Origin of the sequence: Flavobacterium sp. N1736 (assembly GCF_025947065.1) — a bacterium.
GTDB lineage: Bacteria > Bacteroidota > Bacteroidia > Flavobacteriales > Flavobacteriaceae > Flavobacterium.
Genome location: NZ_CP109994.1, coordinates 3,417,142 through 3,439,384, shown reverse-complemented (window position 1 = coordinate 3,439,384; position 22,243 = coordinate 3,417,142). Strand labels below are relative to the sequence as shown.

Here is a 22,243-nt window from a genome sequence, read left to right as displayed (position 1 = left end):
TGAGAGATGTGAAAAGTTAAGCGAATTTTTTCTCTACAATTCCCAGAAAACGTTCTGCGTAATCGTCCTTGCCTTCCCAATTATTATAATCCGGTTTTACCATATTTTCGATAAAATCCAATGCTTCACTATAAGAATCAAAAGTTAGTAATTGGTTTAAAACACGGCTGTAATCTTCTGTGCTATTTCCGAAAAGATTTTTGGTAAAAGCGATTCTGTCATTTAAATCGATATGAAAACCTTTTGCCAGTTTCTCGTTTAACGGAACGGCTTTTGGTTTTGAAGATTCTATAGTTGCTGTTTCGCCAACCGTTTTTGTTTCTTTAAATTCGTTTATTGACGGCGTTGGAGTAGAAGGGACATTGTCAAAACTATCTACTTTTACAAATTGAGCATCAGCATAATTCACACCCAAAATATCCTCAAATGAAATGTGAACCGGATTTGATTTTGTCGAAGTTTCAGCTTTTTTGTCTTCTTTTATTTCCTCTTTTATTTCTTCCTTATCTAATTCAAAAGCAGGTTTAAAATCAGGAATTGGTTTTGATTCGCTAATGGTTCTGAAATAAAGCTCTGTAGCCGTTTCTTTTTTCTCCTCAGCAATAGGCTCCTCAATTTTTTCAACTATAGGTTCCTCAATTTTTTCTGCAATTGGTTCAGGAATATCTTCCACCACAGTTTCCTGAATTGTTTCTTCGGGAATTTCAGCAACTATTTCTTGCGGAGTTTCTTCTACAATTTGAGGTTCAGGCGTAACTTCTGCTTCAATTACAGTTTCCTCAATGACAGGCAGAAGAATTTCGTCAGCTTTAATTTCTGCAGGAAGATTTTCTTCTTTATCAAAAATAGTTTCTAGTTTAGATTCTATTTCGCTATATCCAATAGTTGGTTTTACATCGTCGAAATTTTCGTCTACGAATTTTAAAACAGCTAACTTCTCATATAATTTCTGTGTTTCAAGATATAATTGATTGATATCGGATTTATTTTTAAGCTTTAAAATTCGATGTGCAATGCTGATTAAATCGGCTTCCAATTTTTTTTTCATAACTGTTGAAATTATAGTGAATAGGATATTTTTAATATATTCTGTATTTTGAATGTCTTTATTTGTGAAGGAAAATACGCAGAACTATTTTTATTTCTGTTAATAAGCATTTGCGAATCTTCGATTTGATAAAAATTTTCTATTTTTGAAAAAACGTAAAGCATCAAAATTTTGCGTCAATTTATTACCAGTACAAAGTAATAAAAACTATTCATCTTTAAAGGTAGAAAAATACAAAATGTTTCTCGAAAATACAGTAAATCACAAAGAACAATTTGGTTGGATTGAAGTTATTTGTGGATCAATGTTTTCGGGTAAAACCGAGGAGTTAATCCGCAGATTAAAACGTGCTCAATTTGCCAAACAAAAAGTCGAAATTTTCAAACCCGCTATTGATACCCGCTATCATGACGAAATGGTAGTATCGCATGATTCCAACGAAATTCGTTCAACTCCGGTTCCTGCTGCAGCCAATATTGCTATTTTAGCTCAGGGCTGCGATGTTATCGGCATTGATGAAGCGCAGTTCTTTGATGATGAAATTGTTACCGTTTGTAATGATCTCGCAAATCAGGGAATTCGTGTGATAGTTGCCGGACTTGATATGGACTTTAAAGGAAATCCTTTCGGACCAATGCCGGCGCTTATGGCTACTGCCGAATATGTAACGAAAGTTCACGCTGTTTGCACCAGAACGGGAAATCTTGCCAATTATAGTTTCCGTAAAACGGATAATGATAAATTAGTTATGCTTGGTGAAACCGAAGAATATGAGCCGCTAAGTCGTGCTGCCTATTATAATGCAATGAAAAAAAGCCAGGAAAAGTAGATTTTAAATTTTATTTATGCCATAATAAATGATGCAGAAAAACCAAAGTAAAAGAAAACAGAATATATTACTATTCATTGGAATTGGAATTGCGGTGACTTTAGCTGTTTATTTTCAGGTTTATCTTTCAAAAAGTAAACATGAAATAAAAACTGAAATCACCGAATTAGTGACAAAATATAATAAAAATTGTCCGTTGACAATTCAGGAAGGCATTCGTTTAGATAGTGTCACTTTGCCTAATTTGCCGGACGAAGATGTTGTTCAGTATAATTTGACCTTGATTAATGTAGAAAAAGAAACTGCGGAGATTAATGTAATACACAATGAAATTGAAAAAAGTTTATTAAGTACAGCCAAAGCAAATCAGGGACTTCAGGTTTTTAGGGACAATGATTTTTCATTGATTTATAATTACTACGACAAAAAGAAAGTTTTTTTATTTAAAGTAAAGATATTGCCGGATCAGTATAAATAATTAAAAGGTTCGCTTATAATAAAATAAACCCGACAGTTTTTAAAACCTGTCGGGTTTGCTTTTAGATTTTCTTTCTCATTCTTGCCACTGGTATATCAAGCTGTTCGCGGTATTTTGCAATGGTTCTGCGTGCAATGGGATAACCTTTTTCTTTTAAGATATCTGCTAACTGATCGTCTGGTAAAGGTTTCTTTTTATCTTCTTCTTCAATTGTATTTTTAAGAATCTTTTTGATTTCTAAAGTTGAAACATCTTCTCCCTGATCGTTTTTCATTGCTTCAGAGAAAAATTCCTTGATTAGTTTCGTTCCGTATGGTGTTTCAACATATTTACTGTTAGCAACACGCGAAATAGTCGAAATATCCAAACCAACCATATCGGCAATGTCTTTTAAGATCATTGGTTTTAGTTTCGTTTCATCGCCATCAAGAAAGTATTCTTCCTGATAATGCATAATCGCATTCATGGTTACAAAAAGTGTTTCCTGACGCTGTCTAATCGCGTCAATAAACCATTTTGCAGAATCAAGTTTTTGTTTGATAAACTGAACTGCGTCTTTTTGAGCCGATGATTTATCACGGGAATCTTTATACGTCTGCATCATTTCCTGATAATCCTTAGAAACGTGCAGAGAAGGAGCATTTCTTCCGTTTAAAGTCAGTTCAAGTTCACCGTCAACAATTCTGATGGCAAAATCAGGAACTACATTTTCAGTAACTTTATTATTTCCGGTATAAGATCCTCCCGGTTTTGGGTTTAGTCTTTCGATTTCGTGAATTGCTTTTTTTAGCTGTTCGTTCGAAACGGCGTATTTTTGAAGCAGCTTATCATAATGTTTTTTGGTAAAAGCATCGAACTGATTTTCGATAATATCAATTGCCAAATCAACATATTCCGTTGGCGTTTTGTGTTTTAATTGTAATAATAAACATTCCTGCAAATCACGCGCTCCAACTCCCGAAGGTTCAAGTTCGTGAATAACATGCAGCATTTTTTCGACCATTTTCTCATCCGTATAAATACCCTGAGTAAAAGCCATATCGTCGACCATATCGGCAACGCTTCTGCGGATGTAACCCATATCATCAATACTTCCAACAAGGAATTCCGCGATTTCGCGTTCTTCATCATTCAAAATAAAAGTATTTAACTGATTGATTAAATCCTGATGAAAACTAATTGGCGAAGCAAAAGGTGTTTCGCGTTCTTCGTCTTCACTATAATTATTCACCTGAGTTTTATAATCCGGAGTATCATCGTCGCTTAAATATTCGTCGATATTAATGTCATCTGCTTCAATTCTGTCAGATTCTGCATCATCATAATCGTCGTAATCTTCATTAGCAAATTCATCAGCTTCGTATTCGTCTTCTTTACCGGCTTCTAACGCCGGATTTTCGTTCATTTCTTCTAATAAACGTTGCTCAAAAGCTTGCGTAGGCAATTGAATTAACTTCATCAGCTGAATTTGCTGTGGAGATAATTTTTGGGATAATTTTAAATTTAAAAATTGCTTTAGCATTTATCTTTGTTAAAAGTTTCAAGTTTCAAGTTTCAGGTTGCTGAACGTTCAACAACTGAAACTTGAAACCTGAAACAAATTTTATAACTATTTTTTAGAATTCTGCATTTCCAGGAGTTCTCGGGAAAGGAATTACGTCTCTAATGTTTGTCATTCCGGTTACAAACAATACCAAACGCTCAAATCCTAAACCAAAACCTGCGTGCGTTGCAGAACCAAATCTTCTGGTGTCTAAATACCAGTATAATTCTTCTTCATCGATGTTTAAGGCTTTCATTTTTTCAACCAAAACATCGTAACGCTCTTCTCTTTCAGATCCGCCAACGATTTCTCCAATTCCAGGGAAAAGAATATCCATGGCACGAACAGTTTCTCTGCCAGGCTCTGTGTTATCGTTCAAACGCATGTAAAACGCTTTTATGTTTGCCGGGTAATCGTATAAAATTACCGGACATTTAAAGTGTTTTTCTACTAAATAACGTTCGTGTTCTGATTGTAAATCAGCTCCCCATTCTTCAATGATGTAGCTAAATTTTTTCTTTTTATTTGGAGTTGAATCTCTTAAAATATCAATTGCTTCTGTATAGGAAACACGTTTGAAGTTGTTCTCCAAAACGAAATTCAATTTCTCTAACAAAGCCATTTCGCTTCTGTCAGCCTGAGGTTTTGATTTTTCTTCTTCTAAAAGTCTACCCTCCAAAAATTTCAAATCATCCTGACAATTGTCTAATGCATATTTAATTACATATTGAATAAAATCTTCAGCCAAATCCATGTTGTCATCCAAATCGTTGAAAGCAACTTCCGGCTCGATCATCCAAAACTCGGCAAGGTGACGGGAAGTATTTGAATTCTCTGCTCTAAAAGTTGGTCCAAAAGTATAAATCTGACCCAAAGCCATTGCAAAAGTCTCCCCTTCTAATTGTCCCGAAACCGTTAAGTTCGTTTCTTTTCCAAAGAAATCTTCTTTATAATTTACTTTTCCGTCATCGGTTCTTGGTGTATTGTCAAATGGCAAAGCCGTAACTTTAAACATTTCTCCCGCACCTTCAGCATCAGAACCTGTAATAATTGGCGTATTTACGTAAACAAAACCTTTCTCTTGAAAATATTTATGAACCGCAAACGATAATACCGAACGCACACGCATAATGGCTCCAAAAGCATTTGTACGAACACGTAAATGTGCATTTTCACGTAAAAATTCAAGTGAATGTTTTTTAGGCTGCATTGGGAATTTCTCTGCATCAGAATCTCCAAGAATCTCCAGTTTCTTAACCTGAATCTCATATTTCTGACCAGCACCTTTACTTTCAACCAAAGTTCCAAATACAGAAACCGCAGCTCCCGTAGTAATTCTTTTTAAAGTTTCTTCCGGTGTATTTTCAAAATCAACAACACATTGTATATTATTAATGGTAGAACCGTCGTTAAGAGCAATGAACTGATTATTTCTAAAAGTTCTCACCCATCCTTTTGCATTAATCTCCTGAAGCGTCGTCGTACTGTTTAATAAGTCTTTAACTTTTGTGTGTTTCATTTTATATATAATATTGAAATTAAATTATTTGTTGTGTAATAACTGCAAATATAAACGATAATAATTGAAATTAGAAGCTGTTTTTCTGCACCCGAGCCTGAAAGTGCGAATTGGCGAAGCAATCCGCTATATCTTTTTCTTACTAAATACGTAAGAAAAAGAATACTCCCGAAGTTTCGGAATGACAAGTTATGTTTTGAACTTTGACAAATGTTCCAGCTATCAATTCGTTCTAATTAGTGAAATTCGTGTTTCCTTCCAATCCTTCCAAATCCTCTTTCTTAGCTTTTTTCTTTTCAAAAGTCAAAACCAAAGCAGGTAAAACCAATAAATTCGCAAACATTGCAAACGCCAATGTACATGAAATTAATCCACCAAGCGCAATTGTGCCGCTAAAGCTTGAAAGTGTGAAAGTCGCAAATCCTAAAATCAAAACGATAGAAGTATAGAAAGTACTAATTCCCGTTTCTCTCAAAGCGCTGAAAACAGATTTTTTGACTTTTCCATTGCTTTGTATTAAGTCATGTTTGTATTTCGCCATAAACTGAATTGCATTATCAACCGAAATTCCAAACGCGATACTGAATACTAAAATTGTCGAAGGCTTCAACGGAATTCCGAAATAACCCATTAATCCAGAGGTAATGCAAAGCGGTAAAACATTTGTGATTATTGATGCAAAAACCATTTTAAACGAACGGAATAAATACAGCATTAATCCGGCAATAACCAAAATAGCAAAAATCAATGATTCAATTAAATTGTCTACCAAATACGATGTTCCTTTCTGAAAAACCAATGCTTTTCCGGTAACGGTAACTTCATAACGATCAGAAGGGAAAATTTCATCAATTTTAGCATGAAGTTTTTTCTCTACTTTCGCCATTTCATCCGTACCAATATCTCTCATAAAAGTTGTGATTCGGGCATATTGTCCCGTCGAATCAACATAACTTTTCATCAAATTATCTTTGCTGTTTTTTGTTGCATTTTTAGCATAACTTAAAATAAAAGTCTGCTCCTGCGATGTTGGCAATTGATAATATTCAGGATTTCCGTTATAAAAAGCCTGTTTCGAATATTTAACCAGATTCACCACAGAAACCGGTTTTGATAATTCCGGCATACTTGCAATTGTACTTTGCAATTCATCCATTTTGCGCATTGTCGATAATTTCATAACACCTTTTTTATGTTTGGTGTCAATCATAATTTCCAATGGCATAACTCCGTTAAATTCTTTTTCGTAAAATAAAATATCTTTAAAGAAAGAAGCACTTTTTGGCATTTCACCAATCAAACTTCCCGAAACTTTCATTTGCGAAACCCCAATAACGCTGAATAATAAAAGCAAACCGTAAATGGTATAAATTACTTTTCGTTTGTTTCTTACCACATTTTCAACAAAATCCAATAAAGTCGAAATGTATGTTTTTGTTAAGTGATATAAATGTTTTTCGCCTGGAACCGACATGAAACTGTATACAATTGGTACAATTAAAAGCGTCAGTAAATAAACCGAAATCACGTTGATTGAGGTTACCAAACCAAACTCAAAAAGCAAATCATTGCCTGTAATCATAAACGTTGCAAAACCCATTGCCGTTGTTAAATTCGTCATTAAAGTCGAAACTCCAATTTTTGAAATAATACGCTGCAAAGCTTTTGCCTGATTGTTATGAAGTTTAATTTCCTGCTGGTATTTATTAATCAGGAAAATGCAATTCGTAATACCAATTACAATAATTAATGGCGGAATAATAGCCGTTAAAATCGTGATTTTATAATGAAATAATCCAAGTGTACCAAACGACCAGATTACCCCAACAATTAAAATACAGATTGAGATAAATGTTGCTCTGAACGAACGGAAAAAGAAAAAGAAAATCAAAGAAACAGTAAGCAAAGCCGCGCCAATAAAAAGTGCAATTTCACCTTTCATATTGTCTGCATTGATCGTTCTGATATATGGCATTCCGGAAACTTTCAGGTCGATTCCGGTTGTTTTTTCGAATTTATCGATTTTTGGAACCAGATTTTCAAGAATAAAAGTCTTTCTTCCGGCAGTATTTACCAGCTTTTTGTTGATATAAACTGCAGAACGAATACTTCCGCTTTGTTTATTGAACAATAAACCTTCATAAAAAGGTAGATTATGAAATAAATCGTATTGTATCTTTTTTAGATATTCAGGATCAGTTGCTTTACTTTGATCTATGAACGGACTTAAAACAAATTTTTCGTTAACGGTGTCTTTTTCCAGTTTCTTTAAATCATTCAAAGAAACTACTAAATCAACTTCTTTAGAATTTTTCAAACCTGTCATTAACTCATTCCAGGCAGCGTAATTTTTTGGCGTGAAAAACTTAGGGTCTTTAAAACCAATCACGACAAGATTTCCTTCTTCGCCAAATTTGTCAAGAAATTTTTGATAATCCTTATTTGCAATATGGTTTTTAGGAAGTAAGTTGGCTTCCGTATACGTCATAGCAAGGTTTTTCCATTGGTAACCAAGGAAAATTGTTATGGCGGCAACGACAACCAATATCGTAATTCTGTTTTTAAGTATGATTCGGGCTAATTTTTCCCAAAACCCAACTTGAATAGCGTTTTTCATAAAATCTTTAAAAATGGTTGCAAATGTAGTGAAAAGCGCTCTAAATCATAAATATTCGCTTGTATTTTACTTAATGTTAACACAAATTGTAAATTTAAAATTCGGGGTATATTTCTTTCTTTTTGCTGTTTAGTCGCTAGCTTTTCTCATATTTGTACTTAATTTAAAAATGAAACGAAAATGAATTGGATTTTATTAATAATCGCCGGACTTTTTGAAGTTGGATTTGCATCTTGTCTGGGCAAAGCCAAAGAAACGTCGGGAATTATTTCAACGTATTGGATGATAGGTTTTTTTGTATGTCTTTCGATAAGTATGATTTTATTATACAAAGCAACTCAGGTTTTACCAATTGGAACCGCTTATGCCGTTTGGACAGGAATTGGCGCTGTTGGAACTGTTTTGGTTGGAATTTTTATTTTTAAAGAACCGGCAACTTTCTGGAGAATATTTTTTCTTTCAACATTAATTGCTTCAATTATTGGGTTGAAGTTTGTTTCAAGTCATTAAAATTGTTTCACGCAGATTTTGCAGATTTAAGCAGATTTTCACAGATTAAACTTAAAAGAAATCATTAAAATCTTTTTAATCTGTGGCAAAAAAAAACTTTCACGCAGATTTTGCAGATATTATAATTCGTGCTTATTCGTGAAATTCGTGGCGAAAAAAACTTTTAGATAAAACATTATATATGCAAGAAAACAACACGATCACTTTTATTTTTTTAGCGATTATATTATTGCTAATCACCATCATTTGTTTTATGGTGTATCAGTTAATGCAGTCTAAAAAAGCAAAAGATGATGCTGAAAAAAGTTTTTATGCACTCGAAATGAAAGTGAACGATTTGCAATTAGAAACTTTAGAATCAAAACTGAATCCGCATTTGTTTAAGAATATTCTAAACTCGATTCAATCGCACGCGTACCAAACTTATTTTGCTTTAGATAAATTGGCGAATGTTTTGGATTATATTTTATACGAAAGCAAAAAGAAATTTGTCACAGCAAAAGAAGAAATTGACTTTGCTTTGAATTTAATCGAAATCAATAAAATCAAAATCAGTCCGCTTTTTGAGTTGAAGATAAAAACCAACATTAATTACGACGATAAATTATATGAACAACCTTTGTTAGCGCCGTTAATTTCGATTGATTTAATCGAAAATGCTTTTAAACATGCTGATTTGCAAAGTGCCGATGCGTTTATTTCGGTTGTTTTTGAGTTTAGGGATAATGCTTTTGCGATGACGGTTTCGAATAAAATTTCGGATAAAAAAGTTTTAAAGAAAGAACGCAGCGGTTTTGGTCACGCGACATTAGAACACCGTTTGCGAATTATTTATAAAAATAACTTCAAACTGGATAAGTTTGTAGAAAACGATATTTATATTGCCCATCTAAAAATAGATCTCCTTGAATACAAAACTGAAATGCTTGCTGCTGGACGATGAGTTACCCGGATTAACGTACCTAAAAATGCTTTGCGAACAAATTCCCGAAGTAGAAATTGTAAAAACGTTTAATAATCCTGAAAAACTATTGTCCGAAATTCCGGAACTCGATTTTGATTTATTAATTTCAGATATTGAAATGCCCGGAATTGATGGTTTGCATTTGGCAGAAATGCTGGATAATAAATTAGTAATTTTTTGTACGGCTTATAAAGAATATGCTGCCGATGCTTTTAATATTGATGCAGTCGATTACATTACAAAACCCGTAAAACTGGAGCGTTTGCAAAAAGCAATCTCAAAAGCTTTTGAACGTTTTAATAAACCGGATAGTTCCAAAAAATTCATTCAGCTTAATACAGACAAAGGGAAAACTTTATTGTATTTCAATCAAATTCAATACATCAAAACGGCGGTTAGCGACAGCCGCGATAAAACAGTTTTATTGCTTGATGGAAGTTTTCTGAATTTGAAGAATGTAAAATTTGATACACTCCTGAACGAATTGCCGGATGCTGATTTTTGTCGGGTAAACAAAAAAGAAATTGTAGCCGTAAAAGCCATTAAATTCTTTAATCATAACGAAATTGTTTTGCATCATTTAGAAAAAAACAATAAAAACAGTACTTTAATTTTAAGTGAAACCTATCGTTCTGACTTTTTGAAAAAGGTGAAATTATAACTTATTACAAAGTTTTTCGGACTTGTTACATACATTGAAAATTAGGTTTAAAATTGCTTTATCACTTAATTCTCAGTTCTGATATTTGCACCATTAAAATCAAAAAAACGAGTTATGAATAATATAAAAAACTCCATATTTTACGTTACTGTTATTGGTGGTTTTACAGCTCTGATATATTGGGTAATTTCCAAAGGTGCTGCGCTTGAAGTAGGACGTGGAATTATAAAGAAAAAAATTCAAAGCAATCATTGGAATGATTTTCTTCATTCAATGGTTGAAAACTTACAACATCCTCTCGCTATTTTATTAGCACAAATTGTTACGATTATTTTAGTAGCACGTTTATTTGGCTGGGTTTTTAGAAAAATCGGACAGCCATCTGTAATTGGTGAAATGATTGCGGGTATTGTTTTAGGGCCATCTTTAGTTGGAATGTATTTTCCTGAATTCTCAGCAGCTTTATTTCCAAAAGAATCTTTAGGCAACTTGCAATTTTTAAGTCAGATTGGTTTAATACTTTTCATGTTCGTTATCGGGATGGAACTGGATTTAAAAGTGCTTAAAAACAAGGCACATGATGCCGTTGTTATTAGTCACGCAAGTATTGTTATTCCTTTTGCTCTGGGTTTATCACTGGCTTATTTTATCTACCATACTTTTGCACCGGTTGGAGTTGAATTTGCTTCTTTCGGGTTATTTATGGGAATCGCCATGAGTATTACTGCATTTCCGGTATTAGCCAGAATCGTGCAGGAGCGAGGTTTGCAAAAAACAAAACTTGGAACAATCGCTATAACTTGTGCTGCTGCAGATGATATTACAGCCTGGTGTATTCTTGCCGTTGTAATTGCAATAGTAAAAGCAGGTTCGTTTACCAGTTCTTTATATGTAATTGGTTTAGCAATTTTGTATGTAATTGTGATGTTAAAAATAGTTCGTCCTTTCCTGAAGCGTGTCGGAGACTTAAATTCGACCCGCGAAAGTTTGAATAAGCCTGTCGTTGCTATTTTCTTTTTAACCCTTTTGTTTTCTGCTTACGCATCTGAATTAATCGGAATTCATGCTTTGTTCGGAGCATTTTTAGCCGGAGCAATTATGCCTGAAAATAATAAATTCAGAAATATATTTATAGAAAAAGTTGAAGACGTTGCCATCATCGTTTTATTGCCATTATTCTTTGTGTTTACAGGTTTACGTACACAAATTGGGTTATTAAACGATCCTTATTTATGGAAAGTTACAGCAGTAATTATTGCAGTGGCAGTAGCAGGTAAATTCTTTGGAAGTGCTTTGGCGGCGAAATTTGTTGGGCAAAACTGGAAAGACAGCTTAGCAATTGGTGCTTTGATGAACACGCGTGGTTTAATGGAGTTGGTGGTTTTAAATATTGGGTACGATTTAGGTGTTCTTTCTACAGAAATTTTTACCATGATGGTTATTATGGCTTTGGTAACAACTTTTATGACAGGTCCGGCTTTAGATTTTATTGCTTTTATTTTTAAAGATAAAGTAACAGCGATTCCTCAGGAAATAGGCAATAAAAGCAAATATAAGATTCTGCTTTCGTTTGCAACACCTGAAAGAGGAAAAAAACTATTAAAAATTGCGAACAGCCTGGTTAAAAAACAAGGAGATAATTCTATTGTAACAGCAATGCATTTGTCTTTAAGTACTGAAATACATTCATTTGACATCAAAGATCATGAACGTAAAATGCTCGTGCCTGTTGTTCAGGAAGCAGAAAAGCTGAATCAGAATATGGTTAGCGTTTTTAAAGTAACAAACGATATTGATACTGATATTATAGATACCGCAAATCAGGGAGAATATGATTTATTGCTTGTTGGTTTGGGACAATCGATTTTTGATGGAACCTTGCTTGGAAAAATCCTTGGTTTTACGACCAGAATAGTAAATCCGGATCGCTTGATTGATAAATTTACCGGGAAAGAAGGTTTGTTTGAGAATTCTCCTTTTGATGAAAGAACGCGCCATATTATTGCAAAAAGTAAAATGCCGGTCGGAATTTTTATTGATAAAGATCTCGAAGAAGTAAATCAGATTTTTATGCCAATCTTTAGTAAAGAAGATTCTTTCCTGATTGATTATGCTAAAAAATTAATCAATAATAATGGTTCGCAAATTACGGTTCTTGATGCCAGCGGCGAAGTAAAAAGCACACGCGATATTCAGGAAAGTATTCGTTCAATCGAACAAATTGCACCAAATCATATTATGATTATGCACGACAGAACCATTAAAAAAGAATTTTTAGAAAGCCAGAATTTAATGATCATTAGTTTAGACAGCTGGAAAAAACTAATTGAATCTCAAAGTACATGGTTGAATAATACACCTTCGGTTTTGATTTTGAAACCATAAAGTTTTTAAAATTTGAATATTTAAAATCCCAAACTCCAATTTAAAGATTGGAGTTTGGGATTTTTTTTGTTTTATGCGGTTGCTGCGTTATTGCGAGGAACGAAGCAACCTTACTATGAATTGCATATAGTTTGATTTTGCAAGTGTGGTTGCTTCGTTCCTCGCAATGACAAACGAGGCTTGGAATTTTAAAACCTAAAGCCCCAAATCCAAAACATAAGAAATCTTAACGGCAACATTATCTTCAAATTTCAATAGCTGATTTGGTCCGTAGCGATAGAATCCGCCTAAGCCGAAACCTTTGTAGATTTTGTTTAACTCGATTCCGGATTCAAAGAAACCTCTGTCAAGTGTTTTGTATGTTGGTCCAACATGCTGTTCCGGATTTTCCATGTTTCCCCAAGCCATTCTGGTTACTAATACCATTGATGGACGAACTTTTCGTAGCAATCGAATTCGGTCAAAGCCATGTTTTATCTGAAACATAATATATTGACTGGAGAAAAACTCATTAAAATACATGGTTTCAAAACTGTTTCTTCCGGCAAAAGTAATACGCTGCACAACCGTTTCTTTGGTTAAATTGTTAGGCGCAGTATTGTATAAGTGCGTAATAGGTACGTCGCCTATTGCATAACCTCCTTGCAATAATAAACTTGTTTTTTGACCGTTGAGGTATTTTTTCTCGTATTCAGTTTTAAAATCTATTTTTCCAAAAGTAAAATCATTTCCCAATACATTCGGCAATGATTGTGTGTACTGAAAAGTAAATCTCGGAAACCTTTTATCAGATTCGTTTCTTCCGGTTGGAGTTTGCATAAATTCACTAAATGGCGCCCATACAATCGATAACATTGCGGTTGTCATTGTGTAATTCGAATATAATTTTCCGTTTAAATTAAAGAGATAATCAAATTTTGGCTCGATATAGCTTGTTGATAATTCTAAAACGGCTTCTGTTTTTGGAATTATTTTAGTTTGAAGATTGGTTTTCCAGCTCGTGTAACTGTAGAATGTACTAATGTTGATTGGTCGTGGATCATAAATCTTAAAAACACGTTTATCGACTGCAAAAACGGTACTCGCAATTTCCCGAATATCATCAGTATAAGATCCGTTTAGCCATGTATTTGTGTTTTTGTCCAGCAAAACTCCTGCGCCTAAACTATATTTAATTACACCATCTTTTGTTCCGTAAGCCGAATATCCTTCAATTCTGAAGTTTTTAGAAAATCGGTCATTCGTAACACCGCCAAGACCCAATCGAAAACCTTCGTAGTTGTTGTAACTTATTATTTTCTTTAAATCAAGATCGATTGGACCAAGAGGAAAATAACCGTTGATGATTTTTCTGCCCAATCCTAATCGTTTTTCAATTCTTTTATTGATCGAAAGGCTGTCTAATAACTGATATGTTTTTTGACCTTTTAAATCGAGGCTGTCTTTTCGGTATTTATTCCAGAATGTTTCAGGCTGTTTGCTCGCATCATCTTTAATTTCAATATAAAGCGACGGGTTTTTTATGGGCGAATTGTTATTGTAATGAACATCAAAATTGTTACTTTCAGAAAGTAAATAAGTGAAATCTGAAGCTACTTTTTTCCTCGGTTCAACATCTTCTTCGGCATCTGCATCAAACAGAATTGTTCCGCCTAAGATTTTAATATCTTCATTGTTTTTTCCTTTTACAATTTTGAACGTTGTATTGCTCTGAAACCATAATTTTTCACCCGGCACATAATCAAATTCATGAATGCCGCTAATATCAAGAACGCCTTTTATTCGCATTACAGCTTTGGCAACAGCAAAATTTTCCTGATCAATATATAAAACACCTTCAAGTCTGTTTGATTTTCTTTTTTTGTTTTTAAAGTAAATCATATAGGTATTTCTCCCTTTGATAGCTACAGTATCAAGAAGTTTATAATTATAATCGGCAAGAGCGTTGTCTGCAATTGGGCTTTGATGTTTCGTTTCAAACAATTCATATTTAGTATCATAAATAGAAATAGACTGCAGATTGAAAGCAATTATTTCGTAAACAGGCTGTTTAAAACCTGCCATTTTACTGCCCAGAATAGTTTCTTTAAGCTTATTATTGGCAAACTGATATTGTGATACTTTTTCGGTTTGAAATAAATGCTGTTTGCTGATTATTTCTTTAAACTTATAATCAGAAGAATCGATGTTTATTTCTTTTTTATTGAAATCTCTATAGGCTGCAGATGAATCAATTCTGCCATCAATAGAGTCAGGATTCGCCGTTACAATAAGTTTATTATACGTTTTGTATTCAAAACTATTTAGTTTTTTCTGCGGATTGTTATTGTTTTTATTCGCTATAACTTTTCTTAAAATGGCTAAAGCCGGATTTTCATTCGAAATGACAACTTCTTTTAAATCATCTGTTTTTTCAGAAAGTGAAACCGAATAGAATTTTTTATTATTTACAATAACAATATTTTTGGTCGTAAAACCAATATATGAAACCGTAAAAGAGGAGATGTTTGTTATCGATTTGAGGATAAATTTTCCGTCGACATCCGTAATCGTATTATTATTGTCTGAAGTTGTAATCGTGGCAAATGGAAGCGGTTTGTTTTTGGAGTCGTTCACAATTCCGTTTATTTGAAATTGCGCCTGAATAGTAAGCGTGAAAAACAAAGTCAATAAACAAAATAGCTTCATACAGAGGATTATAGTTTCAAAACGAAAACAATTTGATTTTGGTATGCAAAAATAGTAATAAAAAAATCCGTCTAGTACAATTTTACTAAACGGATTTTTAATTTGTATCAAATAAAATTAAACTTTCATGATTTCTGCTTCTTTAGCAGCCAATAATTCGTCAATTTTTTTGATGTATGCATTTGTTAAATTCTGAACTTCTTCTTCTGCAGATTTACAAACATCTTCTGAAGTTCCTTCTTTTTCTAATTTTTTAATATCAGTATTAGCATCTTTACGAGAGTTACGAATACCAATTTTTGCATCTTCTGCTTCAGATTTTGCTTGTTTGGCCAAATCTCTACGGCGCTCTTCTGTTAAAGGCGGAACGCTGATAATGATAACGTCTCCGTTATTCATTGGGTTGAAACCAATATTAGCAATCATAATCGCTTTTTCAATTGTTTGCAGCATGTTTTTTTCAAAAGGCTGTAATGTAATTGTTCTTGCATCAGGAACGCTAATTTTTGATACTTGCGAAAGTGGTGTTGCAGATCCGTAATAATCTACGAAAACACTTCCTAACATCGCAGGAGAAGCTTTTCCTGCACGAATGTTTAAGAATTCTTTTTCTAAATGCGCTATCGAACCATTCATTGATTCTTCAGTACTTTCTAAAATAAAATCTATTTCTTCACTCATTTTTTTAGATTTTTAGATTTTTAGACAATTTGATTTTTAGATTTTTAAAAATACCACCATCTAATTTACTAACTAATATAGTTTTTTTTATTTTTAATATTCCGTGATTATTGAAATTTAGAGAAATCTAACGATCTAACAATCTAAGTAGACTATACATTAACTACAGTTCCAATATTTTCGCCTTCGCAGATTTTTAATAGATTTCCAATTTTGTTCATGTCAAAAACAACGATTGGCAATTTGTTTTCCTGGCTTAAAGTAAAAGCAGTTGTATCCATTACGTTTAATCCTTTTTTAAGGACATCATCAAACGAAATCATATCAAATTTTACTGCCGAAGCATTTTTTTCAGGATCAGAGTCATAAACACCATCAACACGCGTACCTTTTAAGATAACATCAGCATTAATTTCAATTCCTCTTAAAACAGCTGCAGTATCGGTTGTAAAATATGGATTTCCGGTTCCGGCTCCAAAAATTACGATTCTTCCTTTTTCAAGATGACGATCTGCTCTTCTTTTAATATAAGGTTCTGCAATAGATTCCATTTTAAGAGCAGTCTGCAAACGTGTTTTCATTCCCTTGTCTTCAAGAGCACCCTGCAAAGCCATTCCATTAATAACAGTAGCAAGCATTCCCATATAATCGCCTTGTACTCTATCCATACCGGCACTTGCACCTGCAACGCCTCTAAAAATATTTCCTCCTCCTATAACAATAGCAATTTCTACTCCTTTACTGTGAATTTGCTTAATTTCTTCAGCATATTCGGCTAATCTTTTTGGGTCAATTCCGTATTGTAAATCACCCATTAAGGCTTCGCCACTTAGTTTTAGAAGAATTCTTTTATATTTCATGTGTTGTTGCGTTAATTTGTGCAAATATAGACATATTCTGATTTTTAAAAATAATGTTTTAAAAAAATTAATTGATTCTTTAAGTTTAAACTTAATAGCTGTTTTTAAGATTAATTTTTCTTCAATATGATAAAAGTCATCACTGCATCTTTCTAAAATTTGTATTTTTATCGTATCAAAACGAAACATATATGAAAAGTATTGTAGCTAAAGCATTATTCAATAGTTATTCTTATCCTGAATATCGAAAACTTGTTACAGATTTATTATCAGAAGAAAAATCAACCGGTAACGAACAATCAGAAAGTCTTACTCATTACACCAAATTGAATGAAGCGAGAATGAATCGTCTGGAAAAAACCATCAAAATTTCTGAAGATGTAATTTCAAAACTACAAAACTTAAACAACCATTATATCTGGCTTGTTATTTCTGAAGGCTGGTGTGGAGATGCAGCGCAAATACTTCCTGTAATTAATAAAATGGCGATCGAATCTAATAAAAAGATCGATGTAAGAATCGTGCTGCGTGATCAAAACGACGATTTAATGAATCAGTATTTAACAAACGGCGGCAGAGCAATTCCAAAAGTAATTGTGATTTGTAAAGAAGCCGGAATTGTTCGTGCCGATTGGGGACCAAGACCAAAAGAAGCTGCAGAATTGATGATCAATTATAAAAAAGAATTTGGTGTAATTGATGAGAAAATCAAAACCGATTTGCAGTTATGGTATCTTGCAGATAAAGGAATTTCGGTTCAGCAGGAATTAGTTCAGATAATGGAAAACATTAAATACAATCGCCTTTAATTTGTTTAATGTATTGAGCGTAAATATTTTACTTGCAAAAAATCATTAAAATATTTTTTTGAATTGAAAAATTTGTATATTGGCTCTGTAATATAACCCACTTCTATTATCTATTTTTTGATTTACTCTTTATTGGTGTCTATTTAATCTTTAACAATTAAAAAATGCACTATTATGAAAAAGTTATTCGAAAAATTTTATGATTTTTTTTCAAGATTATTGTTTGACGGAAAAAATGTACCACATTATTAATTCCAATAAAACATTAATTCAGGAGTTGGCACATTACAATCACATTATTTTGTAGTGTGCTATTTCATTAAAGACATCTTCAAAAGACATTTTTAATAATCAAAACTTATTAAAGATACTCCAAAACTAATATTACCAATGTTTTTTTCTTTATGTAGCGGAATTTCATATTGAGCAATTTCTGCAAAAAGAGTAAAATCATCAGAGCCTATTCCGAGTCTGATTTTCTTATATTCACCGCTTAAATTTCCGCGGCCCAATGCAAAACCTTTTCCATATCCGGCCTGTAAAATAATTCTTGATTCTTCACCTATTTTGGGACTTAATCCAAGATTGAGATAAACAGGAACTGCAACAAATTTTTCATCCCATTTCCAGTCAATTCCACTGTGAATTCCCAATGTAATCGATTTTTTGTACTGTACTCCGTATCCAATTTTTGAACCCAAACCGTCCGGAACAAAGAAAGCATTGTTTTTTTGCCCGGGATAATCTTCTGATTCATTTCTTTCCGGATTACCGGCTATAGATACAGCAACGTCAAATTGTATGTAGGTAAATTTTTTATTTTGCGCCTGAACAAATGATTTTGTAAGCAGAACAATGATAAACGCAAATAAAAATTTCTTCATAGGATTTTAATTTTGTAGTAGACTTTCTTCAAACAAAGTAATATCGATCGCATTTTTAACGTCGTAATCGCCAATTTTAGTTCGGCGTAAAACAGTTAAATGTGATCCTGAATTCATGGCTTTTCCAAAATCAAAAGCTAATGAACGAATATAAGTTCCTTTACTGCAAACAACCCTAAAATCGATTTCAGGAAGTGCAATTCGGGTTATTTCAAATTCATGAATAGTCGTTTTTCTGCTTTCGATTTCTATAGTTTCTCCGGCGCGTGCATGTTCATATAAACGAACGCCGTCTTTTTTAATAGCGGAGAAAATTGGTGGTTTTTGATCAATTTCGCCTAAAAACTGTTTTACGGTTTCATGAATCAAAGCTTCGTCGATATGCGAAGTTGGAAAAGTCTGATCGATTTCTGTTTCTAAATCATACGATGGAGTAGTGGCTCCAATATAAAAAGTTCCCGTATATTCTTTAGCCTGACCCTGAAGTTCAGATATTCTTTTGGTGAATTTTCCTGTGCAAATTAATAATAATCCGGTCGCTAATGGATCAAGAGTTCCGGCGTGACCAATTTTAAACTTTTTTGGAAGTCCGACTTTATTGATTAAAAGGTATTTTAATTTATTGACAGCTTGAAACGAACTCCATTTTAAAGGTTTGTCAATCAATAAAACTTGTCCGTTTAAATATTCTTCAGGTGTCATTATATAATCGTAAGGGGATGAATGAAAAAGTGAATCAATAATAAAATGATTCCGGCAATAATTCGGTAATAACCAAAAACTTTAAAACCATTTTTAGTTAAAAAACCAATGAAAGATTTGATGGCTAAAAGTGCTACTATAAAAGCAACAACATTTCCTATAATCAACAAATTAACCTGATCATGAGATAATTCGAATCCTGCTTTATAATAATCGTAGCATTTTTTTACTGTTGCACCCAACATGGTTGGAACTGCTAAAAAAAATGAGAATTCTGCCGCTGTGGTTCTTGATAATTTTTGCGACATTCCGCCCACAATACTTGCGCCGCTTCTTGAAACTCCGGGAATCATAGCCAAACATTGAAATAAACCAATTTTAAAAGCTTGCAGATAAGTGATTTCCTGAGATGTTTCGGCTGTATTCGGATTATTAAACCATTCGTCTACTTTTAATAAAATCAAACCGCCTATTAAAAGAGAAATGGCAACCGTAACCGGATTTTCTAATAAACCATCAATAAAATCACTTAATAATAAACCTAAAACAACGGCAGGAATAAACGCAACCAATAGTTTAAAATAGAAATCAAGTGTTTGAAAAAAGCGTTTGAAATATAAAACAACTACCGAAAGTATAGCGCCAAGCTGAATAACAATCGTAAAAAGTTTGGTGAAATCCTCATGTGCAATTCCGAAAAAAGAAGAAGCAATAATCATGTGGCCAGTTGAAGAAATAGGTAAGAATTCTGTAATTCCTTCAATAATGGCAAGAACGATAGCTTGTAATGTATTCATTTAATTAGATTGTTAGATTTTTAGAATATTAGACTTCTTAGATTTTTTCAGAAAAGATTAATCTTATAATCTAAAGATCTAAGTTGTCTAAGCAGTCTAAGAAAGTCTACTTAGATTTTTTGAAAATAGAATAAATCGTGATTCCAAAACCAATTAAAACAGTTGTTGGAGCCAAACGAATACGTCTGAAACTAAAAACATCCTCATTAAAAACATTAGGATTATCACTTCCTCCGCCAGACATTAAAACAAATCCTAATGCGATAACACCAATTCCAATTAATAGAATTTTGTAGTTGATACCATCAAAAAGAAATTCCTGTTTTTGCGGTTGTTCTGTATTGTTGTTATTATTTTTCATCTTGTCTTTGCGAGGAACGAAGCAATTTCACCCTCTTTTATATGAGTTTATTCTTTATTTTGAAATTACTGAAAAGTAAAAACTGCGACTGAATACTTTCTAGTAAAGATCGTCTGTTCTTAAATTCAGGAAACGTTGTGTTGCAAAGTGCGTACTTACCCAGGTAATTAAAATACCCAATCCGAAAACGGCTAACAATACAAGTGCAATTAAGACTTTGTCTTCTAAAATTCCTAATCCCGGGAAATTGGTTTCTACATAAAGTAAAAGTGCAATCAAGGCAATAATTGCCAATCCTGCGCCCAATATTCCTAGTTTTACACTACGCATAACAAATGGTTTACGAATAAACGATTTTGTTGCGCCAACCATTTGCATCGTTTTAATAATGAATCGGTTTGAGTGAATGGATAAACGTAATGAACTGTTGATTAATAAAACAGCAATTACGGTAAGGAAACCGCTGATAATCAAAATCCACATACTTACTTTTTTGATGTTATCGTTAACCAGATTTACCAATTGCTTGTCATAAACAATATCTTCAATCATGGTATTTTGGCGTAGTTTGCTTTCAATTTGCAGAATGCTGTCTCTCTCAACATAATCTGCTTTTAAGTGAATATCAAAAGAATTTAATAATGGGTTTTCTCCTAAGAAAGTAAGGAAATCTTCTCCAATAATATCAGTATGTTCTTTTGCAGCTTTTTCTTTGGTTACATAAACAAATGATCTTGCAAAAGGAGCTCTTTTTAATTGCGTATTAAAAGCTTTTATTACACTATCATTGGCTTCATTTTTAAAGAAAACTGTCATTGCGATTTTTTCCTTAAAATCATCAGCCAGTTTTTTAGAATTGATAATGAATAATCCCAGTACTCCTAAAAGGAATAGAACCAGAAAAACACTTAATACAACCGAAAAATAAGAGGAAATTAACCTGCGCTTTTGAAATTTATCAAAGTTAGAACTCATAGTATGCTTAAATTATGTGGTAAAAATAATAAAGTATTTCTTTATTTAAAGTTATTAACGAACTTTTATACTATAAATGTACAATTAAAGATCAAAAGAATCAACATTAAAAACCTTTGTAGTTTGGTTTAACCAGAAAGTATGCCAAGCTTTATGTTTCTTAACCACAAAGAACGCTAAGTTTTTTTTAATGCATGCTGTTATAAAAACGCAAAGTTCGCAAAGCTTAATAAATAAAAAGCTTTGTGAACTTTGCGTTTTATCAGCGTAATTACGAGATAAAAATCTTAGCGTTCTTTGCGTTTAAAAAACCTCAGAACCTTAGTGCCTCAGAACCTTACTTCACTCTATAAACCTCAATACTTTTTAGCCAGTAAACATGTCTTGGTCCGGTTTTAACATCGTTTTTGCAAATCAAAACCATTTCTCCATTTTTGATCGGTTTTCCGTTTTCTTCAAAAAGAACATAAGTGTTTTCTCCTGTTGGATTATTAAATATTTCTGCCCACGAGAAAGTTGCTTTATAATCATCTGAAGCTCTGGCAACAATATAGAAGTTACGGTCTTTATGATCTTTTTGTTTTATTTTAGCTTTTTCTAAAATGTCTTTCAATAAAACACCTTTACTAATTTTATTGTCTTTTTTAACATCGCCATTCTGACCAATTATTTTAAAATTTGAAATCGTTGCTACTTTCATTTTTTGTAAAGAATCGATACTTAATTGCAGTGGAAATTCAATTTCGCCTTTTACTTCAATTTGATGATTTACTAATTTCAAACTGTCTGCTTCAGTTAACGCATGATGGTGTTCTTTCTCTGTTGATGCGTTTTTTTCGATAACAATTTTGTCTTCTTTTTTCGAAGAATTACACATACTACATGTTATGGCAATAAAAAGAACGAGAATATAATTTTGTGGTTTCATTTTA

20 protein-coding genes are annotated in these 22,243 nt (G+C 32.9%); 7 read left to right on the top strand and 13 right to left on the bottom strand.

Features of this window, described 5'->3' with window-relative positions:
* Window positions 1–16 precede the first annotated feature (16 nt).
* Window positions 17–1,048, bottom strand: a complete 1,032-nt coding sequence (locus OLM54_RS14685; RefSeq protein ID WP_264535328.1) for a hypothetical protein — start codon at window positions 1,046–1,048, stop codon at window positions 17–19.
* Between the two features lie 238 nt (window positions 1,049–1,286).
* Here OLM54_RS14685 and OLM54_RS14680 point away from each other — a divergent pair, with 238 nt between their 5' ends.
* Both OLM54_RS14680 and OLM54_RS14675 read left to right on the top strand, forming a co-directional pair.
* Window positions 1,287–1,877, top strand: a complete 591-nt coding sequence (locus OLM54_RS14680) for a thymidine kinase (RefSeq protein WP_026983557.1) — start codon at window positions 1,287–1,289, stop codon at window positions 1,875–1,877.
* Between the two features lie 28 nt (window positions 1,878–1,905).
* The gene (locus tag OLM54_RS14675; RefSeq protein WP_264535327.1) at window positions 1,906–2,355 is read left to right on the top strand and encodes a hypothetical protein; all 450 of its coding nucleotides are present in this window, start codon (window positions 1,906–1,908) and stop codon (window positions 2,353–2,355) included.
* 61 nt (window positions 2,356–2,416) lie between these two features.
* Here OLM54_RS14675 and rpoN read toward each other — a convergent pair whose 3' ends face one another.
* From rpoN to OLM54_RS14660, 3 genes are all read right to left on the bottom strand, one after another.
* Window positions 2,417–3,877 (bottom strand): RNA polymerase factor sigma-54, encoded by a 1,461-nt coding sequence (gene rpoN, locus OLM54_RS14670; protein WP_264535326.1) that lies wholly within the window; start codon window positions 3,875–3,877, stop codon window positions 2,417–2,419.
* 94 nt (window positions 3,878–3,971) lie between these two features.
* Window positions 3,972–5,417, bottom strand: coding sequence for an asparagine--tRNA ligase (asnS, locus tag OLM54_RS14665; RefSeq protein WP_264535325.1), 1,446 nt, complete (start codon window positions 5,415–5,417; stop codon window positions 3,972–3,974).
* Window positions 5,418–5,649: 232 nt separating this feature from the next.
* Window positions 5,650–8,034 carry an efflux RND transporter permease subunit gene (locus tag OLM54_RS14660; protein ID WP_264535324.1) on the bottom strand — a complete coding sequence of 795 codons (2,385 nt, stop codon included), beginning with the start codon at window positions 8,032–8,034 and terminating at the stop codon, window positions 5,650–5,652.
* Window positions 8,035–8,214: 180 nt separating this feature from the next.
* On the opposite strand from OLM54_RS14660, the gene OLM54_RS14655 reads away from it, so the two are divergent.
* The 4 genes from OLM54_RS14655 (at window position 8,215) to OLM54_RS14640 (ending at window position 12,554) form a co-directional block, all read left to right on the top strand.
* Entirely contained in the window at window positions 8,215–8,544 is a 330-nt protein-coding gene (locus OLM54_RS14655; protein ID WP_264535323.1) for a DMT family transporter, read from the top strand.
* Window positions 8,545–8,725: 181 nt separating this feature from the next.
* A complete protein-coding gene (locus tag OLM54_RS14650) occupies window positions 8,726–9,487 on the top strand; it encodes a sensor histidine kinase (RefSeq protein WP_264535322.1) in 762 nt (253 codons plus the stop codon).
* Window positions 9,450–10,169, top strand: coding sequence for a LytR/AlgR family response regulator transcription factor (locus tag OLM54_RS14645; RefSeq protein ID WP_264535321.1), 720 nt, complete (start codon window positions 9,450–9,452; stop codon window positions 10,167–10,169). The genes OLM54_RS14650 and OLM54_RS14645 overlap by 38 nt, the downstream gene beginning before the upstream one ends.
* Window positions 10,170–10,283: 114 nt before the next feature.
* Window positions 10,284–12,554, top strand: coding sequence for a cation:proton antiporter (locus tag OLM54_RS14640; protein WP_264535320.1), 2,271 nt, complete (start codon window positions 10,284–10,286; stop codon window positions 12,552–12,554).
* A gap of 195 nt (window positions 12,555–12,749) precedes the next feature.
* Here the strand turns inward: OLM54_RS14640 and OLM54_RS14635 are convergent, their stop codons facing one another.
* From OLM54_RS14635 to pyrH, 3 genes are all read right to left on the bottom strand, one after another.
* Entirely contained in the window at window positions 12,750–15,242 is a 2,493-nt protein-coding gene (locus tag OLM54_RS14635) for a DUF5686 and carboxypeptidase regulatory-like domain-containing protein (RefSeq protein WP_264535319.1), read from the bottom strand.
* A 117-nt stretch (window positions 15,243–15,359) separates the two neighbouring features.
* Window positions 15,360–15,923 carry a ribosome recycling factor gene (frr, locus tag OLM54_RS14630; RefSeq protein WP_264535318.1) on the bottom strand — a complete coding sequence of 188 codons (564 nt, stop codon included), beginning with the start codon at window positions 15,921–15,923 and terminating at the stop codon, window positions 15,360–15,362.
* A gap of 152 nt (window positions 15,924–16,075) precedes the next feature.
* Window positions 16,076–16,783 (bottom strand): UMP kinase, encoded by a 708-nt coding sequence (pyrH, locus tag OLM54_RS14625; protein ID WP_194617724.1) that lies wholly within the window; start codon window positions 16,781–16,783, stop codon window positions 16,076–16,078.
* A 191-nt stretch (window positions 16,784–16,974) separates the two neighbouring features.
* On the opposite strand from pyrH, the gene OLM54_RS14620 reads away from it, so the two are divergent.
* Window positions 16,975–17,592, top strand: coding sequence for a thioredoxin family protein (locus OLM54_RS14620; protein ID WP_264535317.1), 618 nt, complete (start codon window positions 16,975–16,977; stop codon window positions 17,590–17,592).
* Between the two features lie 344 nt (window positions 17,593–17,936).
* Here OLM54_RS14620 and OLM54_RS14615 read toward each other — a convergent pair whose 3' ends face one another.
* From OLM54_RS14615 to OLM54_RS14590, 6 genes are all read right to left on the bottom strand, one after another.
* Window positions 17,937–18,476 carry a hypothetical protein gene (locus OLM54_RS14615; RefSeq protein WP_264535316.1) on the bottom strand — a complete coding sequence of 180 codons (540 nt, stop codon included), beginning with the start codon at window positions 18,474–18,476 and terminating at the stop codon, window positions 17,937–17,939.
* Window positions 18,477–18,482: 6 nt separating this feature from the next.
* Entirely contained in the window at window positions 18,483–19,178 is a 696-nt protein-coding gene (gene truB / locus OLM54_RS14610; RefSeq protein ID WP_264535315.1) for a tRNA pseudouridine(55) synthase TruB, read from the bottom strand.
* The gene (locus OLM54_RS14605; RefSeq protein ID WP_264535314.1) at window positions 19,178–19,975 is read right to left on the bottom strand and encodes an undecaprenyl-diphosphate phosphatase; all 798 of its coding nucleotides are present in this window, start codon (window positions 19,973–19,975) and stop codon (window positions 19,178–19,180) included. The genes truB and OLM54_RS14605 overlap by 1 nt, the downstream gene beginning before the upstream one ends.
* 106 nt (window positions 19,976–20,081) lie before the next feature.
* Window positions 20,082–20,336: a DUF3098 domain-containing protein gene (locus OLM54_RS14600; RefSeq protein WP_264535313.1), complete on the bottom strand. Its 255-nt coding sequence runs from the start codon at window positions 20,334–20,336 to the stop codon at window positions 20,082–20,084.
* Window positions 20,337–20,435: 99 nt separating this feature from the next.
* Window positions 20,436–21,311, bottom strand: coding sequence for a cell division protein FtsX (locus OLM54_RS14595; protein ID WP_264535312.1), 876 nt, complete (start codon window positions 21,309–21,311; stop codon window positions 20,436–20,438).
* A gap of 337 nt (window positions 21,312–21,648) precedes the next feature.
* On the bottom strand, window positions 21,649–22,239 hold the full coding sequence (locus OLM54_RS14590) for a molybdopterin-dependent oxidoreductase (RefSeq protein WP_264535311.1): 591 nt from the start codon (window positions 22,237–22,239) through the stop codon (window positions 21,649–21,651).
* Between the last annotated feature and the right edge of the window lie 4 nt (window positions 22,240–22,243).